This window comes from Gordonia sp. 852002-51296_SCH5728562-b, assembly GCF_001665475.1.
Taxonomy (GTDB): Bacteria; Actinomycetota; Actinomycetes; order Mycobacteriales; family Mycobacteriaceae; genus Gordonia; species Gordonia sputi.
In genome coordinates, this window is the sequence record NZ_LZMI01000110.1 from 1 (window position 1) to 25,150 (window position 25,150).

Here is a 25,150-nt window from a genome sequence, read left to right on the forward strand (position 1 = left end):
TGTGCGCCGAGAAGCTCGTCGGTGTCGGCGTTGGTGAGGAGCTTGACGAAGCCCGCGGTCTCGCCCATGCCGCGCGCCTTGCCGTTCGCGCTGAAAGGGAACGTGGTGGCCTTGACGTTGAAACCGGCGTCCTTGGCCTGCTGCTCGGTCAGTCCGAACGAGGCGACCTGCGGCTGGCAGAACGTCGCGCGCGGCATGAACCGGTAGTCGCCGAGCGTCATGGTCTCGGCGCCCGCGATGGTCTCCGCTGCGACGACGCCCTGCGCCTCGGCGACGTGTGCGAGCTGGAGCTTCGCGGTGACGTCGCCGATCGCGTAGATGCCGTCGACGTTGGTGCGCATGAAGTCGTCGATTGCGATGGCGCCGCGTTCGGTGAGCTCGACGCCGGTGTTCTCGAGTCCGAAGCCCTCGACGCGGGGAGCGAAGCCGACCGACATGAGCACGCGGTCGACGGTGACCTCTCCGTCGTTGCCCTTGGCGTCCTTGTAGGTAACGGTGACGTCGTTGCCGTTGTCGGTGACGGTCTGGACTCCGGTGGAGGTCAGGACCTTCACGCCGAGCTTCTTGTACTGCTTGGCGATCTCCTTGGAGACGTCGATGTCTTCGTTGGGGAGCACGCGGTCGAGGAACTCGATGATCGTCACGTCGACGCCGTAGTTGGCGAGCACGTAGCCGAACTCCATGCCGATCGCGCCCGCGCCGACGATGACGATGGAGCCGGGCAGATCGCGGGTGAGGATCTGGGTCTCGTAGGTGACGACGTTGTCGGAGAGCTCGACGCCCGGCAGGAGTTTGACCACCGAGCCGGTGTCGATGATGACGTTGTCGAAGGTGATCTCGCGGTCGCCGACCTTGATGGTCTTGGCATCGACGAAGGTGCCGTACCCCTCGATCTCGGTGATCTTGTTCTTCTTGTTCAGGTAGTGCACGCCCTTGGCGCTCGCGTCGGCGACGCTACGACTGCGGTCGAATGCCGAGCCGTAGTCGAAGGTCACATCCCCGGATATCCCGAACGTCTTCGACTCATGGTTGAAGATGTGGGCGAGCTCGGCGTTGCGCAGCAACGCCTTGGACGGAATACATCCAACGTTCAGACAGACACCGCCCCAATACTTCTCTTCGATGATGGCGGTGTTCATGCCCAACTGGGCGGACCGGATCGCGGCCACGTACCCACCTGGACCTGCTCCCAGGACAACTGTTTCAAAGTGATCAGCCACGACTGCCAGCCTACGACTAGGGCCAACCTGCGCGCAGAACGTCCCCCGGACTGGTCCGAATCGACCGTTACCGCGAATCGGCCACCGCGTCGTTCAATCACTGATTGAATCGCCGCATGAGCGTGTCCACATCTCCCACCCGCGAGCAATTGCTGCGGACAGCCGAGCGCCTCTTCCTCACCGAGGGCTACGACGCCGTCTCCGTGCGCGCCATCTGCGCGGGCGCGGGAGCCAATCCGGCGGCCGTGCACTACCACTTCGGATCGAAGGATCAGCTCGCGACGGCACTGCTCGAGGCGCGCCTCGCGTCACTCTGGGCGGCGTCCCTCTGCTCCGTCGATGTCTCACGCGACTCCGTCGCCGCGCTGGTCGACGTCGTGCTCACCCCGTTCGTCGAGATCCAGCACGACCCCGCCGGACATCTGCATCTGCAACTCCTGGCCCGCTTCGTCCACGCGCGTCCCGAGGCTCCCTGGCACGGCGCCTGGTTCGATCTCGACCGGTGGGCCGACATGCTGGTCGCGATGGTCGGCAACCTCGGCCACGACCAGGCTCGACGACGCTGGGCACTCGCCTTCGAGCTGATCCTGTCGCGCTTCTCCGCCGACCGTCCGCTGTCCGACGACGCAGTGGCGTCGCTCAGCGAGTTCGTCACAGCCGGACTCGGTCAACCTGCGGCCACGAGCAACACGGCCGGTACCGAGGACAACCCGTGAACGGCTCGTCGTCGACCCCCGATCCCTTCGCACCGGCACGGTTGGGTCCGCTGACGCTGCGCAACCGCCTCATCAAATGTGCGACGTTCGAGGGTGCGACCCCCGACGCACTCGTCACCGACGATCTCGTCGAGTTCCACCGCGAGGTGGCGGCGGGCGGCGTCGCCATGAGCACGGTTGCGTACTGCGCGGTCGGCCCCGAGGGGCGGACCGATCGACATCAGATCTGGATGCGTCCCGAGGCGGCATCGGGGTTGCGCAGGCTCACCGACGCCATCCACGCCGAAGGTGCCCTTGCCGCTGCCCAGCTCGGCCACGCGGGGCCGGTCGCGAACTCGGCGTCGAATCGCGCGAAAGCCCTTGGTCCGTCGCGCATTCCGGCGCCGATGGGAATGTCGGTGACACGAAAGATCTCGGCTGACCGCATCGCGGATCTCCGCACATCGTTTCGACGGGCGGCGCGCATCGCGGTCGATTCGGGTTTCGACGGACTCGAAATCCATTGCGGCCACAACTATCTCATCAGTTGTTTTCTCTCACCCCTGCTCAACCATCGACGCGACGGATACGGCGGCACACTGGTCAATCGTGCGCGGCTCGCGCGTGAAGTGGTCGAGTCGGTGCGCGACGAGGTCGGCGATTCGGCTGCCGTCTGGGTGAAGCTGAATATGTACGACGGCGTCGGCGGCGTCGGGAGGTGGCGCGGATTCGACGTCGACGAGGCGTGCGAGGTCGCGCGACTTCTGGAATCGGACGGCCACCTCGACGCGATCGAGCCGACGGCAGGCAGCTCACTGCTGAACCCGATGTACCTCTTCCACGGCGACGCACCGCGTGAGGCTTTCGCCGACGCCTTCCACGGCGCGATGCGGTGGGGGCTGAAGGCGGCGGGCCCCTTCTTCCTCAAGCACTACGACTATCACCCCGGCTACCTGATGCCGCTGGCCCGCAGGCTGCGTGAGAGCGTCGACCTGCCGATCATCCTGCTCGGCGGCATCACCGACCGCGCAACGATGGACACTGCGCTGGGTGAGGGTTTCGACTTTCTCGCGATGGGCCGCGCACTGCTGCGCGAACCCGACCTACCGCTGCGGATCGCCGACGACCCCGCCGTGCGCTCGCAGTGCACGCACTGCAACCTGTGCATGCCGACGATCTACTCGCGCACGAGGTGTCCGCTGCGCGAGTAGGCGCGCCCGCCGCTGGTAATCCCGCCGGTCGAGCGCCCACCGCTGGTCGAGCCCCAACCCGCTGGTCGAGCACCACCCGCTGGTCGAGCGCCCCTCCGCTGGTCGAGCTTGTCGAGACCACCGCCGGTCGAGCATCACCCGCTGGTCGAGCCCCAACCCGCTGGTCGAGCTTGTCGAGACCACCGCCGGTCGAGCATCATCCCGCTGGTCGAGCTTGTCGAGACCACCGCCGGTCGAGCATCACCCGCTGGTCGAGCTTGTCGAGACCACCCCTCAGCCCCGCAGGTGCTCGGCGAGGTAGCGGCCCGTGATCGACACCGAATCCGTCGCCACCTCGCCGGGTGTGCCGACCGCGACGATCCGACCGCCCGCCTCCCCACCGCCCGGCCCCATGTCGATGACGTAGTCGGCGTTGGCGATCACGTCGAGGTCGTGCTCGATGACGATGACCGTCCCGCCGCGTTCGGTCAGTCGGGTCAGCACCTGCAGCAGTGTGCGCACGTCCAGCGGGTGCAGCCCGACGCTCGGCTCATCGAGGACGAACACCGTGTCGGACTGGTCGCGGTGCAACTGATTCACCAGTTTCAGACGCTGCGCCTCGCCGCCGGACAGTGCCGGGGTTGATTCGCCGAGTGTGAGGTACCCGAGTCCCAGTTCGTCAAGAGCCTTGAGCCGCTTGGTCACTCGCGCCAGACCCGACACTGCCCGCACGGCGTCGCGGATCGTGTAGCCGAGCAACTCCGGAAGCGACACCCCGTCGCGGGTGAACTCCCTCGCACGCGGCGCGAACCTGCTCCCCTTGCATTCGGGGCACACGATGTCGATGTCGGGCAGGAACTGTACGTCGAGTGAAACCTCGCCCGTCCCCTCACATCTCGGACACGAAAGCGATCCGGTGTTGTAGGAGAAGTCCGAGGCGGTCAGACCCGCAGCCCGTGCAGCTTCGGTGTCGGCGTAGGCCCGACGGAGATCGTCCATCACGCCGGAATAGGTTGCGACGGTTGACCGTACGTTGATACCGATCGGCGTCGCGTCGACCACCTGGGGGTGAAATCTCTTGCCCGAGGGCAGTTCCGGCACATCGAGTTCGACGACATGCCGCGGGAGCCGCGCCGGAGGTTCGGTCGACAACGCCGCCAACGCCGGTACAAACGACTCGAGCACCATCGTGGTCTTGCCCGAACCCGACACCCCGGTGACGGCAACGAGCCGGCCGCGCGGGATGTCGACGACCAGTGGTTCGACGGTGTGGATCGCCGACGTCTCGAGATGAAAGGAGCCAGGTGCGAACACCTCGTCGCGCGGACTCTGCGCGCGAACCACCACATCCTCTGCGCCGGTGAGGAATCCGGCCAGGCGTGAATCCGGGTCGCCGGACACCGCTGACACCGTCCCCTGTGCAATGACCCTGCCACCGTCGCTTCCCGATCCGGGTCCGATCTCGACGAGCCATTCCGCCTGACGCAGAATCTGCACGTCATGGTCGACGAAGACCACCGAATTGCCATCGGCGAGAAGGTCGTTCATCACACCGAGCAGCCCTTCGATGTTCGCTGGATGCAGACCAATCGACGGCTCGTCGAGCACGTAGAGCACGCCGGTGGTCCGATTACGCACCGCCCGCGCGAGCTGTACGCGTTGCCGCTCGCCCGTCGACAGCGTGGCGCCCGCGCGATCGAGTGTGAGGTAGCCGAGTCCCAATTCGACAAGTCGTCGCGCCATATCGAACAGTGTGTCGACGAGTCCCTGTGCCATTTCCCGCATCTCGGGCGGCAGCGTCGTCGGAACCCCTGGCGCCCAGGCGAGTACGTCGTCGAGCGAGAGGGCGGTGATATCCGCCAGATTGTCGTCGCCGATCCGTGGTGCCCGCGCCGCGTCGCTCAATCGTGTGCCGTCACACGTGAGACACGTTCCGACAGTGAGGAATCGGCTCACCCGAGCGAGCCGCTTCTCGTTGTCGGCACGCTTGAGCTCTTCGGTGACCGTGAGTCGGGCGTTGCGGAAGGTGAAGTCGAGATCGTGCACACCCTTCTTCGACGTGACGGTGATGTGCTTCTTCTCCTCCGGCCCGTCGAGCACGATCTCGCGTTCGTCGTCGGTGAGGTCGCGCCAGGGCACGTCGGTGCGCACCCCGAACTCGCGGGCGATGGCAGGCTGCACGTTGAACCCGAACATGTTCCACGGCACCACCGCGCCCTCGTCGAGGGTCTTGTCGGGGTCGGGGACGAGCGCGTCGTCGTCGACGGTCCGTACGACGCCGGTCCCCGCACACGTCGGGCACGCGCCGCGCGAGTTGAAGGCGAGATCCTCGGCGCCGGGAGCGTCGACCTGCGCGCCGCAGACCGGGCAGAAGAACGGCCGTTCGGCCGCGACGTCGATCGTCGGCGGCACGTAGTGACCGTTGGGACATCTGTGCGACGCCAGGCGCGAGAACATCAGCCGCAGCACGTTGAGCAACTCACTCGACGTACCGAACGTCGAGCGCACTCCCGGTGGCGCAGGTCGCTGTCGCAGCGCAAGCGCTGCCGGTACGTGTTCGACCGAGTCGACATTCGCGCGCGCCGCCTGTGCCATGCGGCGTCGGGTGTAGGTCGACAGCGCCTCGATGTAGCGCCGCGACCCCTCTGCGTACAGCACCCCGAGTGCCAGCGACGACTTACCCGACCCGGACACTCCCGCGATCCCCACCAGCGCGCGCAGCGGGATGTCGACGTCGAGGTCGGCCAGATTGTTCACCCGAGCCCCGCGCACGGAGATCTGATCGGGCTCTGCACTGCGGCGCATTGGGGCGGACACATGCTCGACGGAACGGCTCACCCTCTCGAGCCTATCCACGCCCGACCGTATCGACACGCTGCCGACACCGGCGACCAGCAGCGCGCCGACCCCACTGCGTGGGCGCGCTATTTTGGCCAGTAGGTCGGTGAGCGGACGATCGACCACGCCAGACGTCCACGACGAGAGGTTGCGCACCGATGACATCCGAGAGCACCGACCCATACCTGTGGCTCGAGGAGGTCACCTCAGACTCCGCCCTCGACTGGGTGCGCGAGCACAACGCCCCGACCGTCGACCGGCTGACCGCGTCGAAGCGATTCGCCGAGATCGAGGAGCAGACCCTCGAAGCGCTGGACACCGACGATCGCATTCCCTATGTTCGACGCCGCGGCGACTACCTCTACAACTTCTGGCGCGACGCCACCAACACGCGCGGCCTGTGGCGCCGCACCACGCTCGACTCCTACGTCACCGACGATCCCGAGTGGGACGTGTTGATCGACGTCGACGAACTCGCCAAGTCCGAGGACGAGAACTGGGTGTGGAAGGGCGCTACGGCGCTGCGCCCCGACTATCGGCGCGTGCTGATCTCGCTGTCACGCGGCGGTGCCGACGCCGCGGTGGTGCGCGAATTCGACCTCACCACACGCACCTGGGTCACCGACGGATTCACGCTCCCCGAGAACAAGTCGACGGTGAGTTGGATCGACGAGGACAACGTCTACGTCGGCACCGACTTCGGTACCGCACCCGACGGGCACAGCTCGCTAACCGAATCGGGATACCCGCGCATCGCGAAACGCTGGACGCGCGGTACTCCGCTCGACGACGCCGTCACCGTCTTCACCGGCGAACCGTCGGACATCTCGATCCGAGCCGTCTACGACGACACCCCCGGGTTCGAACGTCATTTTGTTTCTCGCGCAACGGATTTCTTCAACTCTCTGCTCTTCGAAAACCGCGACGGCGAGCTCGCCCTCATCGACGTCCCCACCGACGCGTATGCGGGCGTACGACGCGACTGGCTGCTGGTCATGACGCGCTCGGAGTGGTCGCCGTCGGGTCCCGACGGTCCCACGTACGCGCCCGGCACGCTCCTCACGTTCGACTATCCGGCCTACCTCGACGGAAACCGCGACGCCACAGTCCTGTTCGAACCGGACGGCCACACCAGCCTCGTCGACTTCACGTTCACCAAGAACTACCTGATCATCACGACGCTGCACGACGTGCACACGTCGATCACGGTGCTGACCGTTGGCGACTGGTCACCCGTCGAGATAGCCGGATTGCCGGTCCTGGCAACGATTTCCGTGCTCGACACCGATCCCGATCACAGCGACGAAGTGTTCTGGTCGGCCACGTCGTTCACCGAACCGCCCAGCCTGCTGCACGGCACGATCGGCTCCGACGACGCCACCGTGATCAAGCACAGCCCCGAGTTCTTCGACGCCTCATCGGTGACCACCGAGCAGTACTTCGCCACCTCCGACGATGGCACGCTCATCCCCTACTTCGTCGTCCGACGTACCGACGTCACACACGGACCGACATTGCTCTACGGGTACGGCGGCTTCGAAAATGCGCTCACCCCAGGCTATTTAACAGTTGCCGGGAGGGCATGGATCGAACGCGGCGGCATCTATGTGATCGCCAACATCCGTGGTGGCGGCGAGTACGGCCCCGCATGGCACACCGTGGCGCAGAAGGCGGGACGCCATCTGGTCTACGAGGACTTCTCCAGCGTTGCGAAGGATCTGGTCATTCGACGCTTCACGACTCCGGAACAGCTTGGTGCACAGGGCGGTTCGAATGGCGGACTGCTGATGGGCGTCATGCTCACCCGCTATCCCGAGCTCTTCGGTGCACTCGTCTGCCAGGTGCCGCTGATCGACATGTACCGCTATCACCTGCTACTCGCGGGAGCGTCGTGGGTGGCCGAGTACGGCAATCCGGAAGACCCCGACGAGTGGGCGTTCATGCAGCCGTTCTCGCCATATCAGAACATCCGACGCGACGTCGACTACCCGCCGATCCTTGTGACGACCTCGACCCGCGACGACCGCGTACACCCCGGTCACGCACGCAAACTTGTTGCGCGGCTTGAAGAAAACGGACACACCGTCGACTACTACGAGAACATCGAGGGCGGCCACGGCGGCGCCGCCGACAACAAGCAGGCGGCATACAAGTCGGCGCTTGCCTACGAGTTCCTCTGGGAGACACTAGGTAAGACCGACGAGCAGGGTGAGACCGAAAAGCAAGGCGGGGACGACGGCTCGTAGGCACAGCGCTCAGCGCGTCACGGATGCTGTCCACGCGCATTCCACCCACGCCATCGACGGACCGCGGCGACGGGGTCCCACGCCTCGCCCCGACCGCGCGTGATCGGATACCACGCCAACCCGACCAGCGCGGCGCTCAGATGGCCGATGTTGGTGAAACTGAGATCGGTGATCACCGGAACGCCGTAGTAGATGAACACTCCCGCGAGGTAGATCCACCGCCACGGTCTAGCGATCCGATATGTGAGTACTCCGACCACCCCGGCGAAGAAGTAGCTGACGCCGACATCCTGCACATGGATCATGTCGGCGCTGCGGACGCCCTCGCGGATGGCGAGCCCGAGCACACCCTGACTGACAAAGGTCGCCAAGATGTGCGCCGACGCACCGACGAGTAGCCAGCGCCACGACCCCAGCCACCGCTCGGCCGGCACGTGGAAGATGCAGAACGCCACCGCCCACGGCAGCCAGAACGCGCCGTCGATCCAGAACAGGCTCGTCCACAGGACGTGGATGGGATCGTGCGTCAGGTGTTCGAGGTTGGTCGACCGGGCGCCGAGTACGCGGTCGAGGTCGGCGGGGCTCATCAGGTGCTGTGCGATGGTCGTCGCCAACAGCACCGCAAGCCAGAGGAAGGTCAGGGGTGCGCTGCGCAGGCAGGACACGACGTGGGTTGCCACACGTCGTGGTAGCCCGCCTGTCCTCACATCACCGGTTGCCTGCGTCATCGTGGTCAAGTGTGACGCACCGACGGCTACCGCGCCCGCGATCGACGCCTGCCGGTCATCCTCCGAGGAGACTCACAGCTCCGACAGCCACTCGACGACCAGGCGAGGTGCGGTCGAGTCGCGCGCCCAACGATTGTGTCCGAGAGGTGCCGCGATGTGCCGATGATCGACGGCGCCGTGCGTGAACTTCGCGGTCAACGCGCCCATGACGGGTGGCGGTGCGTCGGAGTCGGCACCGATCGTCACCGCTAACACCGGGATGTCGATCTCGCCGAAAGCGGCCTCGTAATCGATGTCGGCACCGCGGGGACTGAATCGGCCGTGCCTGTTCAGGTACGTCCAATCGCGGATGAGCACGCGGGACTGCCTGCCGTAGCCCTCGACGACCGGCGGCCGGCCAGAAGCCGACGGCGTGCGAGATGCGGTACATCGCCAGTGGCCCCAGTGAGGCCCGCAGACCCGAGCCGCCGCGGTAGAGCTTGTGGAACGGCACACCGGAGGCAATCAGGATGAGTCCACTCAGTCGGTGACTGCCGTCGGTGCCGAGCTGTCGGCCGCCTTCGGCAGCGCGGTGAGCCTGCCGCGCGGCATACAGCGACACGATGTGCCCGCCCATCGAGTGCCCGGCGAGGTACAGCGGGCCGTCGGGGACGTGTCGTCGGGCAACGGCGATGGCCGACGGCACGTCGTCGACAACCATCTCCTGCTGGCCGAACACGCTGGCGCGCGACGGGCGTGGCCTGCTTGCGCCCTGCCCCCGCAGGTCGGCGCACGCGACCGACACCCCGGCGGCGGAACAGCGGGTGGCGAACAGGTCGAAGTAGCTTGCCGGGGTTCCCAATCCGGGGAACAGGACAACCAGCGGCCCGGCAGAGTCTGCCTCCGCGCGGAAGATCCGCACCGGTGTATGGGTGCCGTCAGCCAACACCATGTCGTCGACGACATCTGGCGCACGCTGCGGAACGGAGAAGTCGACGGCGTTCGCGGTCATCGGGCCATCTCTCCCGGCCGCAGGCGCGCAGTCATCGCCGTCCGCCGAAGGCGCGCAGTCATCGCCGTCCGCCGAAGGCGAGCCGGATGATGATTCCGAACACCAGGATGCCCGCGCCCACGAGCATCGAGATCACGCCGGTCCATTGCAGTTCGTGCGAGATGGTGTCGATGACGACGTCGGCAACTGGTTTGGCGTTGTTCTCTGACGACGCGATGTCGTTCTTCAGGTAGGTCCCGTAGAGATTCGCGCCCGCCCAGCACACCACACCCGCGATGACCGTCGCGATGCCCAGCCACGCGATCACGGTCCCGCGTCGCCTCGCCACAAGCAGCGCGATGACCGCAGCGATGATCCCCACGATCACCGACACCTTGGCGATCGTCGTGATCTGCTCCCCGGCTCGGTGATACGCGCCCGCGTGCAGGCCGGTGTCGCCGCTGGAGACGGGAATCGTGATCGGTCCGGAGACGCTGACACCGACACGCGCGTTCTCGAGCACGCGGTTGACCATCGACGTGATGTCGAGTTGCATCGGCGCGTTGGGATCCGATGCTTCGTCGAACAACCACTGATGTTGCTGCGTGGCGACGTCGGCGAAGTCGGCGGGGAACTGCGAACTGTTGGTATAAGCGTTGGCGAGTGGCCGCACCACTGCGTCGGCCCCCGAGATCGACGTCCGCGAGGCGATCTGCTCGGTGATCTCGCCCGCCAGGTAGTCCTTGACCGCCTGGTCGTGGCCGACCGGCTCGATCAGTGAGCTGAAGCCGGCGTCGTCGACGATTCGTTCGCTGATCCACACAGCGGGTACCGCAAGGATGATGGCCACGACCGCGACGATCGTCGCCAGACCGCTGAGGAAGGTTCGCACGGCTATGACGCTACCGCTCGAAGCTGACCTCTCGATGAGTGTTCCGTGGCCGTCACTCCCCGACCAGATCGCGGGCACGCCCGACGATCAGCGGATCCGGCCGGCCGACGATCTCTTCGTCTTTGCCCTCGTAGTCGAACAGTGACAGCACGTAGCGCATCGCATTGATGCGGGCACGCTTCTTGTCGTTGCTCTTCACGACGATCCACGGCGCATGGTCGGTGTCGGTGCGCTCGAACATGTTCTCCTTGGCCGCGGTGTATGCGTCCCACTTGTCCAGGGAGGCGAGATCCATCGGCGAGAGCTTCCACTGCCGCACGGGGTCGATCTGCCTGATCGCGAACCGGGTGCGCTGCTCGAGCGGCGTGACGGAGAACCAGAACTTCACCAGGCTGATGCCGTCGTCGACGAGCATCTTCTCGAACCCGGGGGCCTGTCGCATGAACTCGTCGTACTGCTCGTCTGTGCAGAATCCCATGACCCGCTCGACGCCGGCCCGGTTGTACCAGGACCGGTCGAAGAAGATGATCTCGCCGCCCGCGGGCAGGTGCTGCACGTACCGCTGGAAGTACCACTGTGTCGACTCGCGCTCGCTGGGCTTCTCCAGTGCGACGGTGTGCGCGCCGCGCGGGTTGAGGTGCTCGTTGAATCGTTTGATGGTGCCACCCTTGCCCGCAGCGTCGCGGCCCTCGAAGAGCCACAGGTGACGCTGGCCGGTCTGCTTGGACCACTTCTGCATCTTCAACAGTTCGATCTGCAGGCGACGCTTCGTGATCTCGTACTCACGGCGGCTCATGCGTTCGTCGTACGGATAGTCCTCGCGCCAGGTGTCGACGACGTTGCGCTCGGGAAGCGTGAGGAGGATCGGGTCGTCGTCATCATCGTCGTTCACCGTGAACTGCGTGGTGTCCTTGAGATCGACAAGCTGTTGAAGGGCTTCACGTCCGTTCAACTTGCTGAAATCGGGGCCGACGGCTTCGAGATCGTGTAACTCGGTCACTACCCAACGATATGCGTATCCGGCAAACGCTGCGTGGCAATGAGGTGAACTCGGCGTCGGCCAGAACGTGGGGTGGCTCCCAAAAAGCCGACTGCCGACGCTCCCTCGGGACGTCGGCAGTCGGCCGTGTGCGTGAAGTTCAGTAACGCGTGTTCAGTCGAGGCACACGCTTCAGTTGCGCAGGCTGATCGATCCCGAACGCAGGCATGCCTTGCCGCTGCCCGAATCAGCTGCCGCCGCGAACCCACCGGTGCACGAGACACCCTGCTGCGTCGCGACCGCCTGGCCACCCCATCCACCGACAGCGACCGAGTTGCTCCCGCGACGCGCCTGCGCGATCGCCATCGAGCCGGGGCCGGTGGTCACCGAGTAGGCGTTGCCGCCGGAGTTGGCTCCGGCCAGCGCCGTCGACCCCGGCTGCAGATTGTGTGCGCGGGCGTGCCCTCCGCCGTCTGCGACTGCCACTGCGGTGCCGCTCGACGAGGCATCACTCGCACTGGCCGTGCTACCTGCGCCCGCGCGTGCACCGCAACCGCTGGTGCCCGAAATGTGCTGCACCGAAGTGCCGTTGGCGGCACTACATTCTGTGGCCGCGTGCGCATCACCGCCGCCGAGCGTGAACCCGGCAACTAATCCCGCACCTCCGCAGACGACGGCGAAGACACGGACGGCAAAAGTGTTGATACGCAATTTGTTTGGCCTCCAGAAGACGATCGGGCGTCGCGCAGACGCGGACAGCCCCGTCAGCGTACCCCGCCACAGTCCTCACGAATACCGCGGAACCCACGTTCTCAGGTAACGGATAGGAAACGACGCCGGAACCCCCGAACGGGAGCTCCGGCGTCGTTGTCAGGAAGGACGAAAAGCTATGTGGCTCAGACCTTTGCGCGACGCTCAGCCTCGGCGGTCAAGCCTTTGCGCGCGGTGTCGACGGCGACCTTCTGTCCCCTCTTCACGATGAGTCCGGGCAGTTTGATCTTGAGGTCGACGAGCAACTCGAATTCGACGTGCGTGCTATCACCGTTCTCGGTCAACGTGTACTTGCCCTGCTGCTCCGAGAGCGTCGTCGACTTGATCAGCGTCCACTCGCAGGTGGTGTCGGTCCACGCGTAATTCACGGACTGGTCGTCGTTGATGCCTGCCGCGTTGACGGTCATCGAGACCTCGTCGGGCGTGCCGTCATCGTGGGTGCTGACGATTTGCGCTGCCTTGTGGGGGCCGGACCATTCCGGGAGTGACTCGATGTCCATCAGGACTTCCATCACCACCGATAACGGTGCGGCGATATCGAATTCGGTCTTTGCTGAGACGGCCATGATGAGCAACCTACCCTGTGCGTGTGATCGGGATGACGTCAATCCTCGCGGTCGACGAGATGGAGCGGCCATGCCTCGTCGGGGATGTCGCGCAGACCGCACGCGACGTCGACAGCGGTGAACCAACCGCGGAAGTGGATGGCCTCACCGATGACGGGATTGCGCACGGTGGCGTCGCAGCGAAAACGCTCGTGCTCGTCATCCCACCCCTCGATGTACTTCATCTGCGTGGCGAACATGCCCTTCATTCCGACCTTGGGTCCGCGACCGAGCCAGCGCATCGGCCCGCTCTCGAGAAGCAGTTCGCCTGCCCGCGTCACCGACGGCTCGATGGGCCACAGCAGATCGGGGCCGTCGCCGAAGTAGTCGACGAGTCCCGACCTGCCGTCGACCAGAAGTGAGTTGAGCGCGCGGTCGCCGTTGCCGTACGAGAAGGTGCGCAGCACGGCCAGCGATTCCCGGCCGAGCTCGTCGACGTAGCAGTACTGATTCTGGGTGAACGGCACCATTCGACTCGACCGTGCCGGAAAAGCGTTGCGCTTGGCGTAGAACCAGACGAGCGGGGGCGGCAGCGCCGACGATACGTAGACCGACTCGTAGATTCCGCTGCCGAGTTGGGCAACACCCGACGTCGAGTCGATCGAGTACCGCCACGCGACATTGGGGTGCAGGTTGTCGAAGTCGGAACCCAGCGCCTCCCGATACACCGGCGTCACGATTCCACCTCCCCTGGCCGTACCGACGGCAACCCCTGCCCCCGGACCTGTGGGAGAACCTACTATGTGGCGCACGACACCGTGTAGAGACCTCCGGCCCGAGTTCGGCGAGTGATGCCCGTGACGCTCGAGAGAGCGGGTGGTTTCAGGCCACGACCACCGCGGATTCGCATAACCGCGAGAGCTCACCGATCACCAGATCAAGAGGTTCGACGCTGCGCTGGGTCATCGACAGCCCGACAGCCCCCTCGATACCCGCGATGATCAGATTGGCCAGCGAGTCGGCGCGCGCGTCGTCGACTCCCTCGTAGACGAGGCGCGCCGCGATCTGGTGGCTCCAGCGTCGAAAGATCTCGTCGGCCTCGTCGGCCGTCGCCGGCTCGGCCCGCCGCGCGAGTCCGCCCGCGAGCACCGGGCAGCCGCGCTGGAAATCGGTGCTGACCAGCATCTTGCGCCAGACGTCGCCGATAGAGACCACGGCATCAGCGGCAGAACCGGCGTGGGTGTCAGCGATTCGCGACGAGATGAACTCGCCCGCATACCGTACGGCCTCGGTCATCAACTCCGACTTCCCGCCCGGGAAGTGGTGATAGATCGAACCGCGTGGCGCCTTGCTGGCCGCGAGAACGTCGCCGATGGACGTCCCCGGCACACCGTCTCGACCGATCAGGTCTGCCGCGTACACGATCATCCGGTCCCGCGGGCCGAGTTCGCCGTCATCGTGAGCCACTGTCACGCCACCTTTCTCAGAACTCGACTATGTAGGCCTTCATAGTTGATCGCTTCTATGCAAGGATACATAGTCATGAAGCAATCCACCTCAGATACAGCAGCACCGAGCGATCCGACAGCCATGTCAGGCCTGCAGCTGCTTCGCGCCTGGGCCGACAATCCCGACGACGGACGCCCCAGCATCGGCCGACTACTCGGCATGCGCCCGGTCCGCGTAGACGAGGGTTCGGTCAGTTTTGCGGTCACCCCGCAACCCGACTTCGCCAATCCGCTCGGCACCGTCCACGGCGGTATCTGTGCGACGCTCCTCGACTCCGTGATGGGCTGCGCCATCCACACAACCCTTCCCGCGGGCGCCGGCTATACGACGCTGGAACTGAAGGTCAACTACATTCGCGCCGTGCAGACCGACGACGGCGAACTCACCGGCGTCGGCGAGATCATCCACGTCGGCGGGCGTACCGCCACCGCCGAGGGCAAGGTGTTCTCGTCCGACGGCAAGCTCGTCGCGCACGGCAGCACCACGTGCATCGTGTTCCGCTAGGGCGGCACCCGGTTTTGACACCAGCCGACCCGGCTCAGCCGTTGTGGATTGCCTCCACCGTCAATCGCTCAGATCGACGCTTGCGGTCAACGACGATCGAGCACACCGCGGCGCACGACATCGCGAGCGCGAACGGAACCGCACCCACGAACAAATCGAGGTCGGGGATGCACAACTCGACGTTCCCGCAGTAGTCCTTGAATTCCTTACCGCTGAACGTGCGAATCCCGTTGAGCGAGTATGCAAGGGCGCCCGCCCACACGATCGCGAAGGGTACCGTCGCCGCGGCGCTCCGACCAATGACACGCAGGACCACTGCATCTACGAACAGGACCGCCGCAGCTATTGCCGCCGCCATGTGGAAGTGCGCGGCCACACGGCCCGAACCCTCGATGGTGTATCGGTCCGCTGATGTCCAGTAATAGACCGCTAGCATCCACGGGATAGCAACGGTGGCTGCCACGTGCGCCACCCGCCACGCCCGACGCACTGCATGCCGATGCCCTCCGCTGCGGGGATTCACCGGTCGACACCACTGCGGCGCGCAGTGATCACGATCAGTCCGCGACGAGGTAGGTGTCGCGCAGCGTGGCGAGCGCGGCGTCGTCGAATCCAAGTCCGGTGAGGAAGTAACCCTCGATGTCGGAGAACTTCTGCCGTACCTCGTCGAACGCGCCGTCGAGGTAGGCGGGGTCGACGCCGAGGACCGGAAGTAGCACGTCCGGGTCGCCGCCCGCTGCCGCGAAGTCGTCGAAGATCGGCTTCAACGAGGGGATCAGGCGCTCGTTGGTGAGCAGATAGTCGTGATAGATGTCGTCCTTGTCGACGCCGAGCAGCGCCAGCAGCGACGCTGCCGCCCAGCCGGTGCGGTCTTTGCCTGTCGTGCAGTGGAACAGCGACGGACCGTCGTATTCGCCGAGGAGCCCCCGGAAGTAGCCGCGGTAGGAGCGCACAGCGCTCGGTAGCGAGACCATTCCGCGGTAGGTGGCCGCGATGGCTTCGGCGGCTTTACCGCCCGCGAGTTCACGTGAGGCCATCTTCACGGTCTCCGGGTCGGAGAAGAACCGCTGCAGATTTGCCGGTACCGCGGTCTCCGAATCGGCAAGGACGTCGAGGTGGATGTCGGCGACGTCGGGAAGCGCGGGATCGGGAAGTGCGGTCCGCTCAGCCGTCGACCGCAGGTCGTAGATCGTGCGGACACCGAGCTTCTCGAAGGACGGGAGATCGGCGGTGGCCATGGACCGGAAATCCGTCGAACGGTACAACCGATCGGATACAACGACCCTTCCATCGTGTCCTCGGTACCCACCGAGGTCGCGCAGGTTGGGCAGGCTGGAGACGGGGCTGGGCGCACCGGGCCCAGAAGACGGCTCAGAGGACATGGCACCGAGTCTTCCAGATGAATGGTCGCACTTCAGTGAGGGCCGGGCCCCGCGGGCGGATTCGGATTGGCGGGCACGAGATACGGGAATGTGTCGTTCGCGCGGCGCGACGGCGAGTCGACGTGGTCGCTGATGCGCGGACCCTTCGCCGCGTTGACGAGATACGTGTACAGGGTGTCCATGCAGTCGTCGTTGAGTGAGCGCCCGCCCATCGTCTCGTGCGGACGCCCATCGCGGACAGCGCGCTCGATCTCGAGAAAAGTGTTGTCGCCAAACGGCTTCCACGCGTCGACGATCATGAAGTCGGCAAGAAGCATCTCGGCGAGCGGGTGGTTGCCTTCGGCGTCGACAGGCCAGTCGACGTTACCGTCGAGACCATCCCAATAGGAGAGGTTGGCATTCAATCGCGCGTGGTAGGCGCCGAGATAGTCGGGCCCGAGTGCAAACGCGTCCTCGGCGTTGAACAGGTCGCGGATCTCCAGATCACGATTGACGGTGTCGTAGTTCTTCATGCCGAGAATCGCGTTCTCGAACTCGGGTCGACCGAACCGCTCCCACCGGACCGGGATCTTGCCGCCGATGACGCTCTCCCCGACGACGGCGACCGGGGTGGCTGCGCCGACGAGTGGCTTGAGGTCGAGTTCGACGACGATGCTCATCACGTTCTTGCCGTCGCCGAGGATGCTGCCGTGATCGGTGAACGAGAGCTTTCCCGTCGAAATCGTGTTGACCAGCGCCGTTGCGTCGCTGAAGAATGGGTCCCACCGCGGGCCTCCGAAGGCGCGCAGCCCGTCGGTCGCACCGCCGGCCTCGTCGTCGACCGCGAACGTGACCGACGTGCCCGTCCCGTTTCCTCCGACGGACACCGTGCAGGTGCCGGTCTGGGCGACGTCCGGGGCGGTGAAGGTGCAGTCGATCGTGATCTCGGCGGCCGAATCGGCCGGCGAGAACAGAGCGGGCTCGGATGCGTCGATGGTGATCGGACGAATGCGGAAGCGATAGATCAGGGCATCGGAGAAGCGTCCGTCCGGGGGCGTCCACGGCACGAGATTGAGCACGAGACCCAGTCGTCCCTCCGCCCCTGGGACCGTGAACGCATACATGTCGGTGATGTCGGCTTCGGGAAGTTGATGGGCCCGCGGCCCAGAATTGTGGTGCGACATGGGATTCCCCTCGCTGGGTCCGCTGGCGGCTTCAGAGACCAACGCTACCGAGGAACGTCGACGACGGCTCTGCGAGCAGCTCACCACACGCGGGTTAGTAAGGCAAGGCTAAGCATGATTAGATGGCGCGCATGAGAATTCTGCGCCGCCTTACTGCGATCGTCGCCTTCACCGCCGTTGCCGCCGGGGTTACGTTGGCAGCGCCGACGACGACCGCAGATGCAGCAGCGCCCCACGGGACGCTGCTCATCGTCCCCGGCCAGTCGCTCGGGGCCGCCCCGTACACGCTGATGGCCGACGCGCTGCGCCGTGATGGCTACCGGGTGCGCGTCCTCGACCTCATGGGAACCCAACTCGTCTCCGACGCTCGCGCCATCGCCAGGGCCGTCGAGGCAGAGAAGACGGCCAGGCCGTCGACGCCGGTGTCGCTCGTCGGACACAGCGTCGGTGGCGTGACGACGCGCTACTACGTGAAGAACCTCGGCGGAGCGTCGAAGGTGGCCAACGTAATCGCCGTCGGCACACCGGAATACGGCTCGCCCGGCGGATGCAACCAACCCGGCACGGACGGACAGTTATGCCCGGGCAGTGCGTTCCTGCGCGATCTCAATGCAGGAGACGACACCCCCGGCCCCACCAGGTACTACCGCATCCGCAGTGCATACGAATGGGTGACCGGCGACCTCGACGGCGGTCAGTGCCGCGTCACGCCGTTGCCCGCATTCGTCGCACCGACCGGCTACACCGAACATACCGCCGAGGCCGTCAATCCCGCAGTCTTCCAAGCTGTTTCGCGTGCCGCGGCCGGACACTGCGACGGACAGTTCGTCGATCAACCCGACGGTCAGTTGACCGCCAAGAACTCACTTCGACCGCAGCGCTGAGTTGGTTCAGCGCGGGCAGTTGACCGTGTAATCCCAGACCGTGCCGCTTTCCGGCCCGGTGACCTTGACCGTCACGTAGTTGGCGATGCCCGGCGGCACGTTGACCACGACGCTGCCCTTGCCCTTGTTGATACGGTCGCCGACGTAACCGGTGCTGCGGATCAACCGGCCCTGGTAGTACACGTCGATCTTGTCGGGCTGAATTCGTGTGTCGTAGTTGAGGGTGAAGGATGTCGGGCCGGTCCGACCGATAATGTGCTTGGTCTCGGTCACGCCCTGCCCACCGGACTTCGTCGACTGATTGCACTGCTGCACCTTCGGCGAACCACCGCCGAGACCCCCGAGACCAAGTTGTTCGAGAAGCTCCGGCGGTACCGCCTTCAGCAGGTCGTCAGCCGAACCCGAGTCGACGCTGCTTCCGGTCGAGGTGTCGGCGAGGGCCGCCCCGGGTACGCCAAGCGCACCCACCGCCGAGGCGACTCCGATTACCAATGCGAAACGTCGGAACCTGTTGACAGACATGGAACCCCTTCGGTGAGAATTGTTGTGCACCCACCGTATTGAGTCCGAACGCCGACTCGTGTCACCCGAAGATATGAAACATCGGCAAAGTGATTCGATCGGATTACATCAGGTTTCAGCGCGCTCGGAGAGAACCTGACCGATGACTTGGGCGAGCACCTCCGGCGGTTGCGCACCCGAGATCCCGTAGCGACCGTCGATCACAAAGAACGGCACACCACTGATCCCGTAGGCGCTCGCCTTGTCGAGATCGGCGTCAACGGTGTTCGCGTACGTCCCTGTGCGCAAAGCATTTTCGACGTCGTCGCGGTCGAGGCCGATCTCGGCTGCGAGGTCGGTGAGTTCATTGACGTCGCCGAGGCGCTTGCCCTCGGTGAAGTGTGCGGCAAACAAACGCTCGGCCATATCAGCCTGCCGCCCAACGCTTTTGGCGTAATGCAGCAGCTCGTGGGCCTTGCGGGTGTTGGCGTGTCGGGCGATGTCGAAGTCGTAGTGCAGACCGGAATCGGCGGCGACCTGGGTGACGTGGGCAAACATCTGCCTGACCTGATCGGCAGGCATCCCCTTGCTCTGCACCAGGAAATCGATCTCGGGAGCGTCCGTCTCCGGCGGCGTGTCAGGCGCGAGTAGGTAGCTGTGGAAGTCGACAGTGACAGCGTTGGGATCGACAGCGTCGGAGTCGTGGAGGAGCGCGAGCGCGGCGTCGAGGTTCCGCTTGCCGATATAGCACCACGGGCAAGCGATGTCCGACCACACGTCGATAGGTAAAGTACTCATGCTCTGTGCAACGCCGCGGCGGCGGTGCCACATTCCGCTACGAAATGCGTACCGCCGAATGTGTAGGGACCGTGTGACCCTGTCAGGTCACACCGCCTCACGTCGCGTCGACGAATTCCGCGAGCGTTGCGTCCACCTTTTCCTGGACCGCCTTGATGCGATCCTCAATTGGCTTCGCCGAATCCAAGCCTTCTTTTGCCTTGGCAGCTACTTCGCCGATCAGTTTTGCCTGCTCGATGGAAACGATATGGAACTTATGCTTTTCGAACTTGTGGGCCACATTGCCCGAAAGCCCATTCTCGACCGCGAGACCTTTGACCAGATCCAACTTGGCGTCGCCGGAACCCTCGGTGAAGTCGAGGTCTTTCAAATCCACCCACACGACGTTCGGGCACGTGACGGACTCGAAGATGTAGCGGGGGTTGGTCAGGTCGATGACGACCTGCCACAGCGTCGTCGACGCATCTGGCTTGCCGGGTTCGGGAATCCGGTACGGCTGCGCGGCATTTCGGATAATGCTCGCCATGGCGGCCGTGGCCTGCACGCGTGACTTCGGCTCTGGTTGGTTGTGCACGTAGAAGGTGGCGCGAGCGAAACGGTCGGGGGCTGCGCACGTACCCGGAAGTGGTTGATCGCCGCCGAGACCCTCATACTTCTTCACGAGTTCGAGTTGTTGGTCGTAGCTGGGCGAATTGGTCATCACCCAGTAGTCCTCGCTGTGATAGATGTCCAGCTTGCCGTCGAAGTACTCGAAGATCGCCGAATCGCCCGACGCGTCATCGATCGCGAGGTGGATCGCAGGCTTGCTGCCATCGGTCGGATCCGTCATGGGGATCACCTGCGGGTTGTTTTCCTCTGTCCACCGGACGGCTTCTGCCACCGAGGCGAAGTTGTCGAGGAAGAACTGCAGCCAGATCGACATCGCGAGCTGAGGGCGGTCGGGGTCGGGGTCACCGTACTCGGATTCGGCAAGCCACAGAATGTGGCCCGCCAACCCCTTCTCATTGACTCCGTCGGTCGAGAGGATGTCGTAGACGCCTGCGATCACACTGCCGTACTTCGACGTCCACTTCAGCTTTCCCTCGACGCGATCATTACGCTCGACGCCGCGTGGGAGCTTCCAGAGATTGGTGTGGAGATCCTGATGGGAAATCCATGTTGCGGCCGACGATCACAGAACCGTTGGCCTCTGGCCACATCACCCGTGTGCACACAGGAATCCACTTCCGTTCGTTGTTGACAACACCGACAAGGCTTCCCCGCGACTCGCGAAATATCGCTTCGAGCATCCCACGGATCACCATAGGTCGCTTCCTTCACGGTAGCGGCGTCAATCAGCCGGGCGCGCGAGAAGTCTCAGAATCATTCCGCGGCGTCTCGAATTCAGTCATACGGCGCGCAGTCGGAGAGATACGGCACCCACTCGGAGAGACAGAGGGGCCACTCGGAGAGATACAGGGCCCAGTCGACGGGAACGCCGAAGGCCGGCCACCCTGTCGGGTGACCGGCCTTCGGTGTGTTCGCTATGCGGCGGTTGGGATCAGAACCCCATCCCCGTCGGAGACGGGATCAGAATCCCATCCCTGTCGGAGACAGGATCAGAATCCCATGCCGCCCATCTCGTCGGCGCCGGGCATGGCCGGGGCCGGGTTCTTCTCGGGCTTGTCGGCGACGACGGCCTCGGTGGTGAGGAACAGAGCCGCGATCGACGCTGCGTTCTGCAGTGCCGAGCGGGTGACCTTGACCGGGTCGTTGATGCCTGCGGCGAGCAGGTCCTCGTAGGCGCCGGTGGCGGCGTTGAGGCCGGTGCCCAGCGGCGAGTTGAGGATCTTGTCGGCGACGACGCCGGGCTCAAGCCCTGCGTTGACGGCGATCTGCTTGGCCGGAGCCGACAGCGCGACGCGCACGATGTTGGTACCGGTCGCCTCGTCGCCCTCGAGGGTCAGCGAGTCGATGGCAGGCTCGGACTGCAGCAGAGCCACGCCACCACCGGCGACGATGCCCTCTTCGACGGCAGCCTTCGCGTTGCGGACGGCGTCCTCGATGCGGTGCTTGCGCTCCTTGAGCTCGACCTCGGTGGCCGCGCCCGCCTTGATGACTGCAACGCCGCCGGCCAGCTTGGCCAGGCGCTCCTGCAGCTTCTCACGGTCGTAGTCGGAGTCGCTGTTCTCGATCTCGGTGCGGATCTGCGACACGCGTCCGGCGATGGCGTCTGCGTCGCCCGCGCCGTCGACGATGGTGGTCTCGTCCTTGGTCACGACGACCTTGCGAGCCTGGCCGAGCTGCTCGAGCCCTGCGCTCTCCAGCGAGAGGCCGACCTCTTCGCTGATGACCTCGCCACCGGTGAGGATGGCGATGTCGGCGAGCATGGCCTTGCGGCGGTCACCGAAGCCGGGAGCCTTGACGGCAACAGACTTGAAGGTGCCGCGGATCTTGTTGACCACCAGGGTCGAGAGGGCTTCGCCCTCGACGTCCTCGGCGATGATCAGCAGCGGCTTGCCCGACTGGATGACCTTCTCCAGCAGCGGGAGCAGATCCTTGACGGTCGAGACCTTGCCCGAGACGAGCAGGATGTACGGGTCGTCGAGGACGGCTTCCTGGCGCTCGGGGTCGGTCACGAAGTAGCCCGAGATGTAGCCCTTGTCGAAGCGCATACCCTCGGTGAGCTCGAGCTGGAGTCCGAAGGTGTTGGACTCCTCGACGGTGATGACGCCTTCCTTGCCGACCTTGTCCATCGCCTCGGCGATAAGCTCGCCGATCGAGGGGTCGCCTGCCGAGATACCAGCGGTCGCAGCGATCTGCTCCTTGGTCTCGACCTCCTTGGCGCTCTTCAGCAGCGACTCGGTGACGGCTTCGACAGCCTGCTCGATGCCGCGCTTGAGGCCCATCGGGTTGGCGCCTGCGGCCACGTTGCGCAGACCCTCGCGCACGAGTGCCTGAGCCAGAACGGTTGCGGTGGTGGTGCCGTCGCCAGCGACGTCGTCAGTCTTCTTGGCGACCTCCTTGACGAGCTCGGCACCGATCTTCTCGTAGGGGTCCTCGAGCTCGATCTCCTTGGCGATGGACACACCATCGTTGGTGATCGTGGGGGCGCCCCACTTCTTCTCCAGAACGACGTTGCGACCCTTGGGTCCCAACGTCACCTTGACTGCGTCGGCGAGGGTGTTGAGACCCCGCTCGAGGCCGCGACGGGCCTCTTCATCGAACGCGATTTGCTTGGCCATGGGTAAGTGATCCTCCGATAGGGGGTGACACTAGGTTTGTATGGCCGGACTCGGTGCCCGCGACGGACGACCGGTGTGTCATTCGGTACCGATCTCACCGTCCCGACCTAGCACTCACGATCCGTGAGTGCCAACGTCCGTTTTAGCACTCGACCCCGGTGAGTGCAAGGTCGACGGTGAGCCGGCGCTCGAGGAGTGGTTCGCGGAATCGTTGCCGATCAGCAGCGGCACGAGCAGTTCGTCGGCAGTCCAGCCCCCGTGGTGTCCGAGCATGCGCGACTCCCCCGGCTCGGCGGCCGGTCGGGTGAGCACCGTGCGGTCTTTCGCCACGACGACGAGGTCGCCGATGCGCGCAGCCGCGTGATCGGTGGCGCGGGGTCCGTACCAGTGTTCGGCGAGAACCTGTTCGCGTGGCGCGATGTGCGCGTCGTCGCCCAGAAGATCGCGCCAGGTATCCGCGACGTCGTCGACGGCCCCGTCGATCGCGTAGACCTGCCGCACCCGCGCCTCGCCCGCTACTCGTGCGACGCCCGACGACAACGCGGGCTCGGCGTCGAGGTCGATTGTCTTTCCCGCGCGCAGCATCCCGTGATCGCCGGTCACGACGAGCCTGGCGTCGGACGGAAGGTCGGCGAGGATGTCGGCAACGAGGGAGTCGACGGTGCGCAGTGCGTCGCACCAGGGGTCGGAGCCGGGACCGTAGATGTGACCGGCGGTGTCGAGGTCGGCGAGGTAGGCGTAGACCACTCGCGGCCGGTGTGAGCGGGGCAGCGTCCGGGTCAGCGCGGTGGTAATGCCCGCGCGAATCTCGGCCGGGGCCTTGGCGGGCAGGTGCCTGCCTGCGGTACCGGAGGCGACGGTGGTGAAGCCCGTGTCCTTGAACTCGCCGGGCATCACCTGAAATACGCGTATCCCCGACCGCTCGAGCGCCCCGATCACGCCCTCACCCGAACACAGCGTGGTGGGCGGATAGACGTCGTAGGCAGAGGGGCCGTCGGCGCTGTCGAGTGTCCAGCGCAGCATGTTCAGCGTGCGGGCCGGTCCGTGGCTGCGCGCCGCGTCGTCCGGCACGAAGCTGTAGCCGATGATCCCGTGCCCGCTTGCTGGTTCGCCGCGCATCAGGCTGGTGATCGACGTCGCCGTTGTCGACGGGAAGCCCGCGCGCAGCACGGTGCCACCCAATCCGGTGAGTGTCGGTGCGAGGTGTGCGTGGGCGGCGAGCTGTCGTTCACCGAGGCCGTCGACGAGCAGGAGCACCACCGACGCCGCGTCGAGTTCGGGAAGGCGAGTGCGCTCGCTCGCTCCCGGCTCATCACCGCTGACAGGGTCGACGCCGAGGCACCGCCCGATCCACGGCATCACGTCGGCGAGCGTGTCGGGATACGCGCTCCACCGGCTCGGCGGCAGCTCGGTGAGCTCGCCCGTCCCCGTCGCGCCCGTCCCCGTCACGATCTGAGCAACCGAACCAAGACCCCGGCGGCGTGTGCCTGCGCCGCGGTCTGCGCTCCCGCGGCGTCGCCCGCCTCCAGCGCGCTGACGATTCGATGGTGCTCGGCCACCGCGAGACGTCGGTTCACGTCGTGCTGCCACATGTCGGAGCGGTAGAGGTGCGACTGGGTGTCGAGTTTGAACAACGCGTCGCACAGCGGTTTGTTGCCCGACAAGGACCGCACCGCGGTGTGGAAGTCGAGGTCGAGCTGAGAGTCGCGATGGTGATCTGCTGCCTCGGCGAGCAGGGACTCCTGGGTGCGCACCTGCTCCCACAGGTCGTCGATCTCGGCGTAGGTGACCCGTTCGACGGCCTGCCGGGCAGCGAGACCGTCGAGCACCTCGCGGACCTCGAAGACGTGGCGCAGACTCGTCTCGTCGAGCGCGGCCACCTTGGCGCCGACCCGCGGGGTGTACTCGGCAAGACCTTCGACGACGAGCTGCTGCACCGCCTCGCGGACTGGGCTGCGCGACACCTCCAGACGCGCGGCGAGGCCCGGCACGCTCAGTGGGGTGCCCGGGGCCATCTGACCGGCGAAGATCTCGTCGCGCAGTCGGCGCACCACAGACTGAGTCAGCAATGCGCCCTCACCGCCTCCAACCGTCACGGTCATCGAGCGTAA

23 protein-coding genes and 1 pseudogene are annotated in these 25,150 nt (G+C 65.4%); 5 read left to right on the forward strand and 19 right to left on the reverse strand.

The annotated features are described in order from the left end of the window. On the reverse strand, positions 1 to 1,220 hold a 1,220-nt coding region (gene lpdA, locus A5766_RS18675), incomplete at its 3' end, for a dihydrolipoyl dehydrogenase (RefSeq protein WP_082965573.1). 116 nt (positions 1,221 to 1,336) lie between these two features. Between lpdA and A5766_RS18680 the strand changes: the two genes are divergently transcribed. Both A5766_RS18680 and A5766_RS18685 read left to right on the forward strand, forming a co-directional pair. Continuing rightward, positions 1,337 to 1,936, forward strand: coding sequence for a TetR/AcrR family transcriptional regulator (locus A5766_RS18680; protein ID WP_064905911.1), 600 nt, complete (start codon positions 1,337 to 1,339; stop codon positions 1,934 to 1,936). Beyond that, positions 1,933 to 3,126 carry an oxidoreductase gene (locus tag A5766_RS18685; protein WP_064905913.1) on the forward strand — a complete coding sequence of 398 codons (1,194 nt, stop codon included), beginning with the start codon at positions 1,933 to 1,935 and terminating at the stop codon, positions 3,124 to 3,126. Before A5766_RS18680 ends, A5766_RS18685 begins: the two co-directional genes overlap by 4 nt. Positions 3,127 to 3,399: 273 nt before the next feature. On the opposite strand, the gene A5766_RS18690 is transcribed toward A5766_RS18685, so the two are convergent. Continuing rightward, entirely contained in the window at positions 3,400 to 5,910 is a 2,511-nt protein-coding gene (locus tag A5766_RS18690; RefSeq protein WP_064905931.1) for a hypothetical protein, read from the reverse strand. A gap of 191 nt (positions 5,911 to 6,101) precedes the next feature. Here A5766_RS18690 and A5766_RS18695 point away from each other — a divergent pair, with 191 nt between their 5' ends. Beyond that, positions 6,102 to 8,189, forward strand: coding sequence for a prolyl oligopeptidase family serine peptidase (locus tag A5766_RS18695; RefSeq protein WP_005204873.1), 2,088 nt, complete (start codon positions 6,102 to 6,104; stop codon positions 8,187 to 8,189). A 17-nt stretch (positions 8,190 to 8,206) separates the two neighbouring features. Here the strand turns inward: A5766_RS18695 and A5766_RS18700 are convergent, their stop codons facing one another. From A5766_RS18700 to A5766_RS18735, 8 genes are all read right to left on the reverse strand, one after another. After that, complete coding sequence (locus tag A5766_RS18700; RefSeq protein WP_174273034.1) at positions 8,207 to 8,917, reverse strand: rhomboid-like protein; 711 nt, start codon at positions 8,915 to 8,917, stop codon at positions 8,207 to 8,209. A 55-nt stretch (positions 8,918 to 8,972) separates the two neighbouring features. After that, on the reverse strand, positions 8,973 to 9,908 hold the full coding sequence (locus A5766_RS18705; protein ID WP_231894725.1) for an alpha/beta fold hydrolase: 936 nt from the start codon (positions 9,906 to 9,908) through the stop codon (positions 8,973 to 8,975). 58 nt (positions 9,909 to 9,966) lie between these two features. Beyond that, complete coding sequence (locus A5766_RS18710) at positions 9,967 to 10,779, reverse strand: hypothetical protein (protein ID WP_005204866.1); 813 nt, start codon at positions 10,777 to 10,779, stop codon at positions 9,967 to 9,969. A 52-nt stretch (positions 10,780 to 10,831) separates the two neighbouring features. Beyond that, entirely contained in the window at positions 10,832 to 11,779 is a 948-nt protein-coding gene (gene ppk2 / locus A5766_RS18715; RefSeq protein WP_005204864.1) for a polyphosphate kinase 2, read from the reverse strand. A gap of 171 nt (positions 11,780 to 11,950) precedes the next feature. Beyond that, entirely contained in the window at positions 11,951 to 12,469 is a 519-nt protein-coding gene (locus A5766_RS18720; RefSeq protein ID WP_064862310.1) for a DUF6764 family protein, read from the reverse strand. A gap of 185 nt (positions 12,470 to 12,654) precedes the next feature. Continuing rightward, positions 12,655 to 13,095 carry an SRPBCC family protein gene (locus A5766_RS18725; protein WP_064862325.1) on the reverse strand — a complete coding sequence of 147 codons (441 nt, stop codon included), beginning with the start codon at positions 13,093 to 13,095 and terminating at the stop codon, positions 12,655 to 12,657. A gap of 38 nt (positions 13,096 to 13,133) precedes the next feature. Further along, entirely contained in the window at positions 13,134 to 13,811 is a 678-nt protein-coding gene (locus A5766_RS18730; protein ID WP_064905915.1) for a DUF4166 domain-containing protein, read from the reverse strand. A gap of 145 nt (positions 13,812 to 13,956) precedes the next feature. Further along, positions 13,957 to 14,502 (reverse strand): TetR/AcrR family transcriptional regulator, encoded by a 546-nt coding sequence (locus A5766_RS18735; RefSeq protein ID WP_082965575.1) that lies wholly within the window; start codon positions 14,500 to 14,502, stop codon positions 13,957 to 13,959. A gap of 96 nt (positions 14,503 to 14,598) precedes the next feature. Here A5766_RS18735 and A5766_RS18740 point away from each other — a divergent pair, with 96 nt between their 5' ends. Beyond that, positions 14,599 to 15,087 carry a PaaI family thioesterase gene (locus A5766_RS18740; protein WP_039855164.1) on the forward strand — a complete coding sequence of 163 codons (489 nt, stop codon included), beginning with the start codon at positions 14,599 to 14,601 and terminating at the stop codon, positions 15,085 to 15,087. Positions 15,088 to 15,121: 34 nt separating this feature from the next. Here A5766_RS18740 and A5766_RS18745 read toward each other — a convergent pair whose 3' ends face one another. From A5766_RS18745 to A5766_RS18755, 3 genes are all read right to left on the reverse strand, one after another. Further along, complete coding sequence (locus A5766_RS18745; RefSeq protein ID WP_231894726.1) at positions 15,122 to 15,550, reverse strand: hypothetical protein; 429 nt, start codon at positions 15,548 to 15,550, stop codon at positions 15,122 to 15,124. A 94-nt stretch (positions 15,551 to 15,644) separates the two neighbouring features. Further along, positions 15,645 to 16,469: a tyrosine-protein phosphatase gene (locus A5766_RS18750; RefSeq protein ID WP_039855163.1), complete on the reverse strand. Its 825-nt coding sequence runs from the start codon at positions 16,467 to 16,469 to the stop codon at positions 15,645 to 15,647. A gap of 32 nt (positions 16,470 to 16,501) precedes the next feature. Next, a complete protein-coding gene (locus A5766_RS18755) occupies positions 16,502 to 17,632 on the reverse strand; it encodes a DUF4331 family protein (protein ID WP_064905933.1) in 1,131 nt (376 codons plus the stop codon). Positions 17,633 to 17,754: 122 nt separating this feature from the next. On the opposite strand from A5766_RS18755, the gene A5766_RS18760 reads away from it, so the two are divergent. Further along, on the forward strand, positions 17,755 to 18,516 hold the full coding sequence (locus tag A5766_RS18760) for an esterase/lipase family protein (protein WP_064905917.1): 762 nt from the start codon (positions 17,755 to 17,757) through the stop codon (positions 18,514 to 18,516). 6 nt (positions 18,517 to 18,522) lie between these two features. Here the strand turns inward: A5766_RS18760 and A5766_RS18765 are convergent, their stop codons facing one another. The 6 genes and pseudogenes from A5766_RS18765 to A5766_RS18790 form a co-directional block, all read right to left on the reverse strand. Next, the gene (locus A5766_RS18765; RefSeq protein ID WP_064905919.1) at positions 18,523 to 19,038 is read right to left on the reverse strand and encodes a hypothetical protein; all 516 of its coding nucleotides are present in this window, start codon (positions 19,036 to 19,038) and stop codon (positions 18,523 to 18,525) included. A 108-nt stretch (positions 19,039 to 19,146) separates the two neighbouring features. Continuing rightward, positions 19,147 to 19,815: a DsbA family oxidoreductase gene (locus A5766_RS18770; RefSeq protein WP_156527518.1), complete on the reverse strand. Its 669-nt coding sequence runs from the start codon at positions 19,813 to 19,815 to the stop codon at positions 19,147 to 19,149. Between the two features lie 97 nt (positions 19,816 to 19,912). Beyond that, positions 19,913 to 21,029 (reverse strand): annotated as a pseudogene (locus A5766_RS18775) (linear amide C-N hydrolase). 384 nt (positions 21,030 to 21,413) lie between these two features. After that, complete coding sequence (gene groL / locus A5766_RS18780) at positions 21,414 to 23,039, reverse strand: chaperonin GroEL (RefSeq protein WP_064905923.1); 1,626 nt, start codon at positions 23,037 to 23,039, stop codon at positions 21,414 to 21,416. A 114-nt stretch (positions 23,040 to 23,153) separates the two neighbouring features. Next, positions 23,154 to 24,398: an alkaline phosphatase family protein gene (locus tag A5766_RS18785; RefSeq protein ID WP_231894727.1), complete on the reverse strand. Its 1,245-nt coding sequence runs from the start codon at positions 24,396 to 24,398 to the stop codon at positions 23,154 to 23,156. An 86-nt stretch (positions 24,399 to 24,484) separates the two neighbouring features. Further along, on the reverse strand, positions 24,485 to 25,141 hold the full coding sequence (locus A5766_RS18790) for a GntR family transcriptional regulator (protein ID WP_064862301.1): 657 nt from the start codon (positions 25,139 to 25,141) through the stop codon (positions 24,485 to 24,487). Positions 25,142 to 25,150: the final 9 nt, after the last annotated feature.